Here is a 13194-nt window from a genome sequence, read left to right on the forward strand (position 1 = left end):
CTTATTTGCGGAGGATCCCCATGACTTTCTTACCATGGTTTGATCGAATTGAAGGAAGAATCAGGGCTGTCTCGGTGGCCTGGGCATTCGCCTGCCTGATGGGGATGCCGGTTCCGGGGCATGCCGTCGAATCTGGAAAACTCGTCGAGAAGGATGGTCAATACGTGTTCGTCGAGAGCATGGATCCCGCGACAAAGCTGTTGCTGGATCGTGCCTACGACAAGGGCATCATCACGCGAGACGAGCGTGATAAGGCGATCAAGGATTCAGAGGCACGCGCGTATATCATGCAGCCCAGCTTCAAGTTGTGGTACGACCGCGGCTTCAACTTCTCGATGAACGACAACGCGTTCATGCTCAAGATCCGCGGCCGCATGCAGCTGCGAGAAACGACCCGTTGGCGGAACGATGCGTGGAGAAACCCCGGGGATGCCAAGAATTTCCCTGAACTCCTCGGAGTCTTCGGTGATTACCGAGCCAACCGCTCGGAAGATTTTGCCTCGCAGTTCAATCTGCGTCGGGCACGGCTGATGTTCCTGGGACATCTGCTCAGCCCGGACTTCAAGTACTTCGTGCAAATCGGTTTCGAAACCGCCGAGAACGCACAGACGCCTGGGTCGGCCAATCTGATGGATTACTATTTCCTCAGCACGCACCTTCCGCTCCTCAATGTGCAAGTCGGGCAGTACAAGGTATTTTTCAACCGATCGCAGATCAACAATACCGCCTCCATGCAGTTTGCAGAACGCGCCCCGGTCCAGGATGCCTTTACCGCGAGCGGGTTGAACCGGCGTGATATCGGTCTCACGATCATGAACGACGACGAAGTGTATCCCGTTAATTATTACCTCGGAATCTTCAACGGGGCCGGACCGCTGTTCAACCGATACGGAAGCTACGACAGTGAAGAGGCTGTGACTGGTTGTCCCGGAGGACAGACCGGAGGCAATCCGTTTCCTTCCCCTGCCGGCTGTCCGACCAACACGCGCAATCTCAATTCAAATTTTCGAAATGAGATCGACAAGCTTATGTATGCGGGACGATTCCAGTGGAATATCCTCGGGCGGCCCGGCTATGGTGAAGGAGACCTGGCATATTCAGAAGCGCCGCAAATGGCCGTGGGAGGCGGGCTGGCCTACAATCCCGGTATCAATACCAGCACCGATAACGCGTTTGTCGGTATCGATCTGGCGAATTTGAATTTCAGGCGTCAGTTGGCGACGTTCGGTAACGGCCGCCAGTTGGGATGGGGAGTCGTGAACTATCTGACACATGCGTTCGACGGCGTGTTCAAGTATCGCGGTTTTTCTCTTCAGGGGGAGTATTATTTTAAAAACATCGATCGGACGTTCAATGGCAGACCCTGTATACAGACTGCTGGTACAGGTGGGCCCTGTACGGCGTTCTCCCCGGGGCTGTTGGGAAATTCAATGGGGTGGTATGTGCAGAGCGGATACTATCTCGTACCGCGGAAGCTCGAAGTTGCGGCGCGATACTCGTATTGGGATCCCGACACGAACTCCGGAGGCGATTTGATCAGGCAGGTCGACGCGTCGATCAATTGGTTTCCGTTTGGGACTTACGACTATCAATTGATGGTGACGTATACGAATATGGCGATGGGGACGGGCGGGTATGCGATCGGCAGAAGCAATCCGTTGCCGAGCACGGGAGGGTCCCAGAGTACCGTGCCTTGCCCGGCAACGTTCCCGTCGGGTTGTGTCCCGTTGGATGCCAGAGGAGGGACATTGATCGAAAATGCTATCCGTGTGCAGCTACAAATTTTCTTTTAATACTTTAATACGAGGAGTCATTCGTGGGAGGAACGTCAGGTATGCATGTGAGGCATCTGAGATGGGCATCTATTCTTGTGGGCGCGGTCGGGCTGGTGTGCATCGTCCTATGGCCGGTGGCCGGTGTTAGAGCCGAGGAACTCACGATCGCCGCGGCCTCGGATTTGAATTTCGCGATAAAGGATCTCGTGGCTGAATTCGAAAAGGAATCAGGTCATCGTGTCAGGCTGTCGCTGGGATCGTCGGGAAATTTTTACGCACAAATACAAAACGGCGCCCCATTTGATCTCTATTTTTCTGCCGACATCGGTTATCCTCAAAAACTCGAAGAGGCCGGATTGGTGGTGCCAGGGTCGGTGTATCGGTATGCAGTGGGTCGCATCGTGCTCTGGACGAGTCACTCGGCCCGCCGCGACGTCTCAAAGGGACTGGAGGTGCTGAGTGATTCTGTCGTCAAGAAAATCGCAATCGCCAATCCCAAGCACGCTCCGTATGGCCGCGCCGCAGTCGCGGCCATGCAGCATTTTCAGGTATACGATCAAGCAAAAGATCGGCTGATCTTAGGGGAGAATATTTCTCAAGCTGCCCAATTCGTGGAGTCCGGCTCTTGCGACATCGGCATTATTGCGTTGTCCCTGGCCATGGCACCGAGCATGAAGACTGCCGGAACCTATTGGGAGATTCCAGCCGAATCACATCCTCCGCTGGAACAGGGTGCGGCGATCGTGAAGACATCAACGCATCAAAAGGCCGCGAAGCAGTTTCTGGAGTTTATGCAGAGTCCGAAAGGACGGGAGATCATGACACGGTATGGGTTTACGCTTCCTCAATAGAACGATGGTTCCGTGGCTGGGTGCGGCCACAATAGTCTTTGCCAGTGGCTGTTCCGACGCCGTGCAGATGACCCAGGAGACAACCACCGGTGGCGTCGTGACCTATTTATTCAAACAGGACAGGGGAGGTCCGATGGGATCGCCTCATCGACGCGATGCGCTGCGCATGATTGAAAAGAAATGCCCGGAAGGTTACACCGTCGTTCGTGACGGGGAGGTCAAGGGGTATGCGAGTATGTCAAGCGTCGAAGGGGAAGAAGGGGACATCACAGGCAGGCGATGGGGAATTCAATTCCGCTGCAAATGAAGGTCAGTTCCAAACCCTTTGATCGGAAGCACGTCGTTGATTGAATTGGTAAGGCAAGGACGTATTCTCAATAACCACATGAGGTCATCATGAAACTCAGCGCACGCAATCAATTCCAAGGCACCGTGACACGTATTACGGAAGGACAGGCCATGGCTGAAGTCATCGTCAAGGTAGGATCGCTCGAATTCGTGGCGGCGATCACCGATGGATCGGTCAAGCAAATGGGCTTGAAGGTGAACGATGGGGTTACCGTCGCCGTCAAGGCGACCGAGGTCATGATCGGCAAATAGCCCGTCGTTGACTTCCATATCGCCACTTTCTACCATGGCGCCGCATAAGAACGGCGGAGAGACTCATGATCACGCGATTCGGCCTCGGGAAACTGAATGCTAAATCCATGATTACGTAAATTGAGACAGTCGTGAGCCGATCGACGCTTTTAGTGGTCAGGCGAGCGGCTGACACTCTTCGGCGGCTGTGAAGGCGGTGTGATGGACTGGACGGCGATCTGGGTGACCTTTAAGTTGGCGAGCCTGACGTCGGCCGCCCTCGTCATTGTCGGCTTGCCGATTGCGTACTGGCTGACATTTTCAAAATGGCGTGGCAAGTTTCTCATCGAGTCCGTTGTTGCTCTCCCTTTGGTACTACCTCCAACCGTTCTTGGGTTCTATATCCTTGTCGCCATCGGTCCGTATAGCCCCGTCGGCCGCCTCTACACCGATATTGTCGGTCACCCGTTGCCCTTCAGTTTTCAGGGGCTGCTGTTCGCCTCGATTCTCTACAGCCTTCCATTTGCGGTGCAGCCGTTCGCCTCGGCATTCGAGCATGTGGACCGAAAGCTGATCGAAACGTCTTGGACGCTGGGCGCCTCAAAACTCGCGACGTTCTTCAGACTCATTTGTCCATTATCCAAGGCCGGCCTCGTCACCGGAATCGTGCTCAGTTTTGCGCACACGCTCGGAGAGTTCGGCGTCGTCCTGATGGTAGGAGGAAACATAGAAGGGCAGACCAGAACCGTTTCCATTGACATCTACGACGAGGTGCAGGCCTTGAACTACGGAAGCGCAGCGAAGACAGCCCTCTTGTTGCTCGTCGTTTCGTATGGTGTGCTGCTCTTGGTCTATGCCATGAATCGAAAGGTGTGGGCGGCATGGCCGAGGAGATGATCGTTGACATCACCAAGACGTTTCCTGGACGACCGCCTATTCGCGCCTCCTTTCGGTATGTGCTGGAAGGCTCGACCGTTCTCATACTCTTCGGCCCGTCAGGTTCAGGGAAAACCACCATCCTACGTTCCATCGCCGGACTTGAGCGACCGGAGCGCGGAATAATCCGATTCCAGTCGGACATATGGTTGGACAATGAAGCGGCGTTGGAAGTGTCGCCTCAAGATCGCCGTGTCGGCTATATGCCCCAGGACTATGGGCTGTTTCCGAATTATTCAGTGACCGGAAATATCGCGTATGGCCTGGCCGGAATGCGTGCGGCTGATCGGGAAAAGCGCGTGCAAGACATGTTGAGGTTGTTTCATCTGCGCGAGTTGGAACATGCGAGACCGCGGGAATTGTCGGGCGGGCAACAGCAGCGGGTCGCGCTGGCCAGAGCTGTGGCGACCAAGCCCCGATTATTATTGTTGGACGAACCGTTGTCGGCGCTGGATACACCGACTCGATTGCTGATGCGAGGCGAATTGAGAACGCAATTGAAACATCTGGCCCTGCCATCCATCATTGTCACGCATGATTGGGCGGAAGCGCTGACCTTGGGCGATGTCATGGCGGTCATGCATGAAGGGACGGTGCTGCAGGTGGGGTCACCGCACGAGGTGTTCAGCCGGCCTGTCAATGCAGAGGTGGCCAGGATCGTGGGAGTTGAGACGGTTGTTCGCGGACATCTGACGGACGTGCAAAATGGACTGGCGACTGTCCTCGTCGGAGATGTGGCACTGACGGCGATTGCGGAATCGCACATCGGCCCCGATGTGTTCGTCTGCATCAGAGCGGAGGACGTAACTCTCCAACCGGTCAGCGCAGGTGTGACCAGCGCCCGTAATCACCTCGACGGACGTGTGCGCGATGTGACGACGACCGGGGCCTTGGCAAAAGTCACGGTGGACTGCGGATTTCTTGTCAGCGCACTTGTCACGAAATCGGCGATGGAGGAATTGGGGTTGGAAGCAGGTTCATCGGTCCAGGCAGCCGTCAAGGCTGGAGCAGTTCATCTCGTGCCGCGTCGCGACCATTCGGAGCATTAAAAGGGACCGACCAGACCGGCAGCCAGTTTTTCACGGATGATCGGAGTCGCTTCCTCGATGTTCGGTTCCTTTTGCAGGACGTGCGCGACCGATCGCTTCGTGTAGACTTTTGGGGGAAGATTGCGGTCCTGATTCTTTTCCGTTACCAAAACGTCGGCAATGCAGATATAGAGCGTACCTTCCGGCTTTGGCGGGGCGGCCATACCCATTCCGCCCATGCCGAATGCGGCTCCTCCTCTCCCGGCCATGGCTCGACGCATCATGGCGTTCATCTCTGGGAGATTGACCATGGGATTGCCCCCGAAAGCCGCCGCCATGCCGGCCATGTCGAAGCCCGTACTGCCTAATGTTGGAAGAGGAGCGCCTCCGCTTCCGATGCCGGCGCCAAATCCGGATTTCACGATCATTTCCGGTGTCATGTTCTCTGCCCCCTTGTGACAATACACCACTTGTGCTTGCAACCAGTAGGCCGCCCGTTCTGGATCGGGTACGAGGGTGTAGCCTTTAGATCCCAGTCTGGCTGAGATGTCGGTCGGAGTAGCCGATTGATTCTCGGACGTGTTGCGCAATTGAACATAGAGCGTCCGTTCGGCGCTGGGCGGGAGCATGATCGAACCGTCGTTCATCAGGCCGGAACGGATGACGTTACTGCAGCCTGTGGCAAAGATGAAAAGAAAGATCAGAAGCAGTCGAAATGACATCGTCAATAGCGCTAAAAATGTCCCGCAACAGATGCGCTCAATCGTTGTTGAACCAGCGGCGTGGCCTCCTCTTCGTCCAGTTTTTTCTGATGGACACTGGCGGCGAGCCGCGTCTGGTAGACCCCTGGCGGAGAAGGCGTGCCTGGTTGAGGATGGGATGGCTGGCCTCCCGTCTTGACCCGTTCGGTAATTTGCACGTCGACAACACAGGCATAGTTGATATTTTCATTCGCGCCCGGGCGTGACGGTCCGCTGAACATGTTGCCGACGGCGCTGCCAATGCCCTCGGCGGCGCTCAAGCCCATGGATGCCGCCCCTCCCAAGATCGCTCCCTGCGGTCCGGCCATGCTGGCCATGCTCGTCAGGCTGTGAAGGCCTCCCATGACCGATGAGCCAACCCCGGACCCGTAACCACTCGCAACGATGTCTTCCACCGGGACTTCCAGCTTTGTCTGATTGCAATACACAATGTTCGTCAACATGACGTAGGCCGCAGTATTAGGATCTTGCGACAGCTGGTATCCCTTGGCAGTCAGCCGGGAGCTCAGATCGTTCAGTGAGACGGCTTGATTGTCCGAGGAGTTCCGGTTCTGTAGGAAAATGGTCTTGCCGGAAGTGGGAGGCAAAATGATGCTGTTACTGGCCAGGATATCCGTGTCCTTGATATTCGATGCGCAACCGGATAGAAGCAGAATTGCGAAGCTGAAGGCGGCGGCTCGCATGGCATTTCCACGGTGTGGAGCAAAAGCGGACGGGATTGTAAGGCAAGGCGTTGGGTTCTGCAATAGAAGAGAACTGACTTTAAAGACTTTGAATGACCGGCTGTTGCGCTGCCTAAATGAACTATCGTTTCCGTTTCAATAATCGCAAATACAATGATCAAGGCTGTTTGAGTCAGCTCGCTTTCATCAAATATGCGTTCACGGCAAATCATTCTCACGTGGTTGGAGTAAATGCTCATAAAATGGTCTTTGAAGCGAGGCCATCGTAAACCTCCCCAGTAAATCTGTTAGTGTTCGCAAGCGTGAGAACCGAACAAAACGTTGAGGGCTTTTAAGCAGCCACGGTTAAGATTCTTTAGTACTCCCCAGTCCATCGTTCCTACGTCTTCCCAGAAAGCCTAAAAAGAAGTAATTCCGACCCCCTTTTCTTCGATTATTCCCAGTATTCCTACGAGCTGATTTAACTAAATTAGTTCCTCCTTCACCTCTTCCCCAGCTTCTGTGGATAACCCTGTGCGTAAGAACGGTTCCTTGGGAATAACAGTCGCGTTTTGTGTCGTAGGAGACCTGATTGCCTATTTTTTAAGCATTGGGCCAGAGACGCTTCCAGCCACCATATCTTGTGGTTCTTTCTGGGAAAAGTCGATGAATGGGTTATTCGCATGATTGGGAGCGGCGTTTGAATCATGATGGTTCGGATCGACATATCTGGAGCAGATTTTCTAAGAAAGTTATGCACAGCGTCAGTTCTTATATGCCGTTTTCCCACCCATTAAGATATAGGGTCAAAGGAAGGGCTTGACACGGGATCATTACGTGTGTAACCATTGGCTACAACATGAAGCCAGCTGATCTCAAACGAATGCGGGAACGAATGGGGCTGACACAGCAGCAATTGGCTGAGGCGCTGCATACGACCCGAGTCTCCGTTGCACGCTACGAAGCGGGCATGCGACGTATCCCGGGCATGGTGAAAGTCGCCATTGAGCAGCTTGGTCGCTCAACAGAGATTCCAATGGCTGGAATCGTGGCGGCGGGGCTGCCGATCGAACCCATTCAGCAATCCGAACTGGTCGACGTGCCGATCAGCATGCTCCGGGGCAAAGATATATTCGCCTTACGCGTCAAGGGAGAATCGATGAAAGATGAGGGGATTCTTCCGGGGGATGTGGTGATCGTTAGAAAACAGGAAACGGCGCAGAATGGCCAGACGGTGGTTGCGATGGTCAATCAGGAGGCGACCATTAAAACATATTATAAAAAAGCGACTCATATCGAATTGCAACCGGCCAATGAGGCCATGCAACCGCTCATCGTCCAACCATCGGACATATTTCATATCGAAGGGGTGCTCATCGGTGTCATTCGACATTGTGCAGATTGATCGAGCAGGACCAGTCATGTTGGGGAGGGAGGCAAGCATGATGACGACGGAACGATCGGTGGTGACAAAAGAACGGCTGATGGATTTAGAGCGGACGGTGGATGCGCTGCACGTGCGGTTGCGGGACATGCAATGGGAATTGCGACGAGCCAAGCCATCGTCATTGACCGAACGGCTCTGGCGCAATCTGGTGTCTTCAAGGCAGAGCAATGAGTTTATGTCGGCTGTGTGCAACAGACGGGTTCGGCCAAATACGAAGGTGGTGGAGCATGGTCATACAAGACATTGATACGCATCTCATGAGTACTTGTTCTGATTGCGGTAGACAGTCGAAGCGTCGTTTTGAATGCATGGACAAAGTGACGCACTCCAGACTGGAATTATGTGAAATGTGTTGGCACGCCTATCAACAGCGGCAGGTCTTTTCCGGCGGCTGTTGCGGATAGCACGAGGTGTCATATGCGAGCTGTCGCTGAAACAACGGAACTGCCGTTCGCAGATCGCCAGAATGACGAAGCGATCGGACATGGGCTGAGCAGAGAGACACAGGATTGGTTTCTCGCCCTTCGGCATGCGCGGGTACCGTTTTATCCCCAGGACCGATTGCTGCTGCTTTACGGACACCCGCTTGTCTTCCGCCTCGGTCTTCATGCTGCAACGGAGCGCGTTCTCGCGGGTGAACCGGTCATCTATCTTGACGGTGCCAGCACGTTCGACCCTTTCGTTATCGGAAGGCTTGCGCGCGTGCATCGCAGGCAGCCGCGACAGATACTCAACATGATTCATGTGGCCCGAGCGTTTACCTGTCATCAGATGGAACGGCTGGTGTCTCAATGCCTCGATGGTGCGCTCGACCGCTATCAGGCTCGCATCGTCATGTTATCGGGACTGCTCGACACCTTCTATGAGCAGACGGTTCCGGAGCCGGAAGCGTCAAGATTGTTTGCCCGCATAATGGAAACCATGACGCGTCTGAGTCAGCAAGGAATCACGCTACTGTGTCTGTGTCCTCCTGCGCCGATATTAACCAATGCCGGCCGCCGGTGTCTGGAGCAGTTGCGCGCTCAAGCAGACCGTGTGATTCGTGTGCAAGAGGAACATGGACTCGTACAGCTGCATGATGAAGGGTCTGCCGATGGTCAATCCTGGGAAGTTGCCCGGGCGGCATTGATTGAGCGCTGAAGCGCAACCATTGTCTTTCCAGCCCGTCATCGTTCATGTGAAGCGCGGAACACATTCTGCGTATTTCGTCTGATTCAACAATCTCGGATCTACTTTCGAGGAGCCTACACCGTGCCGACTATCCGCTCTAGGTCGTGCTGCGGGGACTCACTCCTGGCGAATCTTCATTCTGAGCACCGTCGTAGATCGCGCGCATCGTCTGCCGATCTTTCTTCGGTTGCTCAGAGAATCCTATCGACAAGCAAGTTGAACTATCGAGCGCAGGTGCATGGCGTGATGGCGGGTACATTGATCGGTGCGAGTTGCAGTTGTTTCAGATCCACTTTCATTGATTGCACATGTGCCGAGATTGCCGGCGTGCACGATCGATCGAAGATCCGACAAGAGGTCCATTGTCAGTTAGGTTCAATCAGTTTGCAAAGATAATCGAGGTGCGGTGAGAGGTGTAAGAGGGGTTCCCAGATACAATTGCATGTGTCACCCACGGAGAGCGTTTCTGCGCGTGATCCGATGCGAACAGCGACAGTACGATGCACGATCATCTTGCCGTGTGACTTCTATCAGAGTGTGACGTAGCGTCAGAGCGATTGGACTGTAAGAAGTGAACGTTCAGTATGAAGACGGCGGAGAATAAAATTCCGGAACATGATCCAGAGACATATGTATCTCACAAAGAAATACTTTCTCAAGCACAAAATGCTTTTTGATTCGACTAACCCATTCGTAGGCATATACATCCAGCAAATTTTACCCAGTTATCGCGATAAAGCGCGTTGTATTACACTTGGTCAGGAATAGTAAGCGTTGTGAAAGCATTGATCAGACGACTGATGAACAAAAAAAAATTGGCATACAATGACCTGTATCTAAAATGTATTCGGGGGTGTGCAAAGGAATATGAGAGATCTAGAGAAGTAAGGAAAATGTTTTTATAACAATCACTTAGAAAGGCAATGTCAATGATGCGCGGTTTGTATTTTTCGAATCAGATACTCGTTGAGGTGAGAGTCCAAGACTATCATGCCCGGTAGTTTCAATCTCCTGATCGGAAGGGTTTAGCAATCCCCGATACCCCCTTTCCCTGTTCTTATTCGGAATCGCACCACCATATTGCGGAGTGAAGGAAAGCCGATACGCTTTTACAGCGTCTCCACTACATCCATCACTGCAAAAAATACGAAAACACTCTCCTGGAGCAGTATTTAGCATCTTGCGCCCAATGGCATGCAACCTGCTGTGCGCACGGTCGAGCCGCACGAGCTATTTCGCACGTGCCGCAGTCGCACAAAAGGGGATCCATGAGACGCCAACCATGTGGCCACCAACTGCTCAGCGAGGGTCGGCAGGATAAATGGAAACGGATTGGGTTGTGTCTGCTTGCTCTTGCCGGCGCACAATCTTTCCTGGACTCAAAGGTCGAGGCTCAAAATCTATCTCCCTCGGGCATTACATTCACCTCGACGGCGGGTGGCGGCGCCCCCTCGGCGCAAACGATCACTCTCAATCCAGTCCCCACTGAGCGCACGAGAAATTGGACGGTGTCGAAGAACTCCAGTTGGCTGCGTGTCACACCGACATCCGGAGAAATCAGGAACGATACAGATACGCTTTCGGCCAGCGTCACCACGAGCGGGATGAGCGCCGGTCAATATACTGACACGATTCTGATCACTCTCGTCGATCCCAATGGTGTTGTGAGAACAACAAGCACATCGGTAACCTTGAATCTAACCGGTGGATCTTCATCCTCCACCAATCCATCCATGGCATTGTCCCCGTCGTCCCTGAGTTTTTCCGGAACAGCCGGCGGCAGCGTGCCCGCGACCAAATCCGTAAACATCACCAATCCGGGAGGGAGTGCCAGTACACTTAACTGGTCGACTTCGTCGAGCGCCCCTTGGTTGCTGGTGAGCCCCAGTTCAGGTTCTACGAGAACGGAGACCGACACTCTGACTATCACGGCGAATACGTCAGGTATGGGTGCGGGAACCTATTCCGGCATGTTGACCATTTCGGGCAATGGTTCGAACGCCCCTCAACAGGTTGCCGTAAATTTGACGTTGAGCAGTCAGAGCGGCGGCGGTGGCAGCCAAACTTCAGGACTAAAGATCTCTCCAGGAAGTTTAAATGTTTCTCAGCCCGTTGGGTCTATCACGAATTGGACGGTCAACGTGACCAATAGCGGCACCGGCGCCTTAAATTGGAACGTGACTGATCCAGTGGATTGGCTCTTGAAGAGCACCGGATCGGGAAGTACGCCCGGAACCGTCGAGATCACCTTGGATAACTATTTATTGCCGACAGGGACGTACCAGAGTACCGTGACATTCTCGCCGTCGGGTGGAAGTCCAGTTGTGATGCCGGTGACGATGACCGTGACGCCCGAGGGAACAGCGGTGTCTGGAGGGGGCGGTTCCAGCAGCGGCGGTGGCTCGGGAGGGAGCAGCGGTGGCTCAGGAGGGGGAAGCACATCTCCTATCCTGACCGTGAGTCCGGCGAGCATTTCCACCAATGCCCAAGTCGGCAGCAGTGGGCCATTGACCTCCTATCTCAATATTTCAAATACCGGAGGAGGGGGCAATCTCTCATGGTCCGTCACCGACCCCGTGGACTGGGTCATCAAGAGCGTCGATAGCGGGACCACACCGGGATCGGTGTCTGTGAGTCTCTATCCGAACGGATTGCCGGCTGGAACGTATACGACCAACGTGACGGTAACAGCGTCCGGGGTGAGCGGATCGCCGAAAGTCATTCCGGTGACGATGACCGTCGGCTCGGGGAGCACGGCATCGGCGAGTCTGAGTTGGAACGCGAATTCGGAATCCGACCTCGCCGGATACAAAGTCTATTATGGAACATCATCAGGGAACTATACGTCATCCATCAATGTGGGCAAAGTGACAAATTACACCGTCACCGGCCTTGCCACGGGAAGGACGTACTATTTTGCACTGACCGCCTATGACACGACTGGAAACGAGAGCGCCAAGTCGTCAGAGCGGAGCGTGTCGAGATAATCCTCATCCTCTGCGCCCGCGACGAGAGCGTCGCGGGCGAAGATTCCCCTCTCTCACGTTGTCCACGAAGCCTTGCCTAGACGGTTTCTTCACAACATGCCCCGATATCGCCGCTGGGAGTAACTTTCGTCGAAACAAGTGTTGACGGTGGTCATGAATCCGGCAACCTGTTATTCCTGCTGTAAACCGGATTGTGTTGCTGACGTGCCCGAAACCAAAGGGAGCGACACCAGCAGCAACGGCTCCGCTGAGAACCTCTCCGGGACCACCCCCGTCACTATTTACGTTGCCGAAGGGCGCTACGATTCATATCATCGGTCAGAAGTTTGGAGTCAACCCCGTTCCAGGTTTCAGGCCCTCAGCCGTCCTCTTAGACGCCCGAGCCGCCTCAGGCCGCTGCATGACGAACCGATGCAGCGATATGATCGCATCGTCGCGGTGGGGCACAGCCTTGGGAGCGTAATTGTCTATGACATCCTGACGCGTCTGTGGCAAGAGATGCATTGGCTGCACAACATGCCGGCAAAGCCTCAACAACCTTTCTACGAAGAGATGAAGGCATGTATAGCGGGCGCGTCAGATGCATTCGGAGATCTTGAGTGCTTCCGAAAACTACAGAGCGATCTGTTGAGAGAAGAACAATCACTCGGCATGCCCTGGAAAATCACCGATCTGATCACCATGGGAAGCCCGTTGACTTACGCCGACTTCTTGCCGGCGGATAAAAGTACGGAATAGAAGACGGAAGAAAGATCGTGCGTTTCCGACGTGCCCCCCCCTCAGGCCGAGAACCGGCGCGATAAATTGGATTTCTTGCGAACCGGTACACGTTGCCTGACGGGGCATGGATTCAAAAAAAAGAGAGCAAAAAGATTCTGCATCACGCGGCATCGTTCGCCTGTACACGCTGGATGAATCCCTTCTTCCCGTCCCGCATTGAGAAGCGTAAGGCAAACGTGTGTCAGAAATAGTCTTGCAAAATTTTAATATAAATACTG

Annotated in this window: 13 protein-coding genes; 11 read left to right on the plus strand and 2 right to left on the minus strand. The window is 54.1% G+C overall.

Annotated elements, in window-relative coordinates:
* Positions 1-20 precede the first annotated feature (20 nt).
* The 6 genes from W02_RS00770 to W02_RS00795 all read left to right on the plus strand — a co-directional run bounded on the left by W02_RS00770 (position 21) and on the right by W02_RS00795 (position 5190).
* A complete protein-coding gene (locus W02_RS00770; protein WP_173043847.1) occupies positions 21-1793 on the plus strand; it encodes a porin in 1773 nt (590 codons plus the stop codon).
* 23 nt (positions 1794-1816) lie between these two features.
* On the plus strand, positions 1817-2626 hold the full coding sequence (gene modA, locus W02_RS00775; protein WP_232068615.1) for a molybdate ABC transporter substrate-binding protein: 810 nt from the start codon (positions 1817-1819) through the stop codon (positions 2624-2626).
* Positions 2604-2933 (plus strand): hypothetical protein, encoded by a 330-nt coding sequence (locus tag W02_RS00780; protein ID WP_173043849.1) that lies wholly within the window; start codon positions 2604-2606, stop codon positions 2931-2933. Before modA ends, W02_RS00780 begins: the two co-directional genes overlap by 23 nt.
* Positions 2934-3022: 89 nt before the next feature.
* Positions 3023-3226 (plus strand): molybdopterin-binding protein, encoded by a 204-nt coding sequence (locus W02_RS00785; protein WP_173043851.1) that lies wholly within the window; start codon positions 3023-3025, stop codon positions 3224-3226.
* A 201-nt stretch (positions 3227-3427) separates the two neighbouring features.
* The gene (gene modB / locus W02_RS00790) at positions 3428-4102 is read left to right on the plus strand and encodes a molybdate ABC transporter permease subunit (RefSeq protein ID WP_173043853.1); all 675 of its coding nucleotides are present in this window, start codon (positions 3428-3430) and stop codon (positions 4100-4102) included.
* On the plus strand, positions 4087-5190 hold the full coding sequence (locus tag W02_RS00795) for an ABC transporter ATP-binding protein (protein WP_173043855.1): 1104 nt from the start codon (positions 4087-4089) through the stop codon (positions 5188-5190). Before modB ends, W02_RS00795 begins: the two co-directional genes overlap by 16 nt.
* Here W02_RS00795 and traT (W02_RS00800) read toward each other — a convergent pair.
* Both traT (W02_RS00800) and traT (W02_RS00805) read right to left on the minus strand, forming a co-directional pair.
* Positions 5187-5891 (minus strand): complement resistance protein TraT, encoded by a 705-nt coding sequence (gene traT / locus W02_RS00800; protein WP_173043857.1) that lies wholly within the window; start codon positions 5889-5891, stop codon positions 5187-5189. The genes W02_RS00795 and traT (W02_RS00800) overlap by 4 nt on opposite strands.
* A gap of 11 nt (positions 5892-5902) precedes the next feature.
* On the minus strand, positions 5903-6613 hold the full coding sequence (traT, locus tag W02_RS00805) for a complement resistance protein TraT (RefSeq protein ID WP_173043859.1): 711 nt from the start codon (positions 6611-6613) through the stop codon (positions 5903-5905).
* A gap of 838 nt (positions 6614-7451) precedes the next feature.
* Here traT (W02_RS00805) and lexA point away from each other — a divergent pair.
* From lexA to W02_RS00830, 5 genes are all read left to right on the plus strand, one after another.
* The gene (gene lexA, locus W02_RS00810) at positions 7452-7997 is read left to right on the plus strand and encodes a transcriptional repressor LexA (protein ID WP_173043861.1); all 546 of its coding nucleotides are present in this window, start codon (positions 7452-7454) and stop codon (positions 7995-7997) included.
* A gap of 37 nt (positions 7998-8034) precedes the next feature.
* Complete coding sequence (locus W02_RS00815; protein WP_173043863.1) at positions 8035-8286, plus strand: hypothetical protein; 252 nt, start codon at positions 8035-8037, stop codon at positions 8284-8286.
* A 170-nt stretch (positions 8287-8456) separates the two neighbouring features.
* The gene (locus W02_RS00820) at positions 8457-9179 is read left to right on the plus strand and encodes a hypothetical protein (RefSeq protein WP_173043865.1); all 723 of its coding nucleotides are present in this window, start codon (positions 8457-8459) and stop codon (positions 9177-9179) included.
* Positions 9180-10477: 1298 nt separating this feature from the next.
* Positions 10478-12196: a fibronectin type III domain-containing protein gene (locus W02_RS00825; protein ID WP_173043867.1), complete on the plus strand. Its 1719-nt coding sequence runs from the start codon at positions 10478-10480 to the stop codon at positions 12194-12196.
* A 411-nt stretch (positions 12197-12607) separates the two neighbouring features.
* Positions 12608-12934 carry a hypothetical protein gene (locus W02_RS00830; RefSeq protein WP_173043869.1) on the plus strand — a complete coding sequence of 109 codons (327 nt, stop codon included), beginning with the start codon at positions 12608-12610 and terminating at the stop codon, positions 12932-12934.
* Positions 12935-13194 lie beyond the last annotated feature (260 nt).

It is taken from the genome of Nitrospira sp. KM1, from assembly GCF_011405515.1.
In the GTDB taxonomy this organism is placed as follows: Bacteria; Nitrospirota; Nitrospiria; order Nitrospirales; family Nitrospiraceae; genus Nitrospira_C.

Coding starts and splice junctions, on each gene's coding strand:
- W02_RS00770 (WP_173043847.1), top strand. CDS start 21: ATGACTTTCTTACCATGGTTTGATCGAATTGAAGGAAGAATCAGGGCT.
- W02_RS00780 (WP_173043849.1), top strand. CDS start 2,604: ATGGGTTTACGCTTCCTCAATAGAACGATGGTTCCGTGGCTGGGTGCG.
- W02_RS00785 (WP_173043851.1), top strand. CDS start 3,023: ATGAAACTCAGCGCACGCAATCAATTCCAAGGCACCGTGACACGTATT.
- modB (WP_173043853.1), top strand. CDS start 3,428: ATGGACTGGACGGCGATCTGGGTGACCTTTAAGTTGGCGAGCCTGACG.
- W02_RS00795 (WP_173043855.1), top strand. CDS start 4,087: ATGGCCGAGGAGATGATCGTTGACATCACCAAGACGTTTCCTGGACGA.
- traT (WP_173043857.1), bottom strand. CDS start 5,891: ATGTCATTTCGACTGCTTCTGATCTTTCTTTTCATCTTTGCCACAGGC.
- traT (WP_173043859.1), bottom strand. CDS start 6,613: ATGCGAGCCGCCGCCTTCAGCTTCGCAATTCTGCTTCTATCCGGTTGC.
- lexA (WP_173043861.1), top strand. CDS start 7,452: ATGAAGCCAGCTGATCTCAAACGAATGCGGGAACGAATGGGGCTGACA.
- W02_RS00815 (WP_173043863.1), top strand. CDS start 8,035: ATGATGACGACGGAACGATCGGTGGTGACAAAAGAACGGCTGATGGAT.
- W02_RS00820 (WP_173043865.1), top strand. CDS start 8,457: ATGCGAGCTGTCGCTGAAACAACGGAACTGCCGTTCGCAGATCGCCAG.
- W02_RS00825 (WP_173043867.1), top strand. CDS start 10,478: ATGAGACGCCAACCATGTGGCCACCAACTGCTCAGCGAGGGTCGGCAG.
- W02_RS00830 (WP_173043869.1), top strand. CDS start 12,608: ATGCAGCGATATGATCGCATCGTCGCGGTGGGGCACAGCCTTGGGAGC.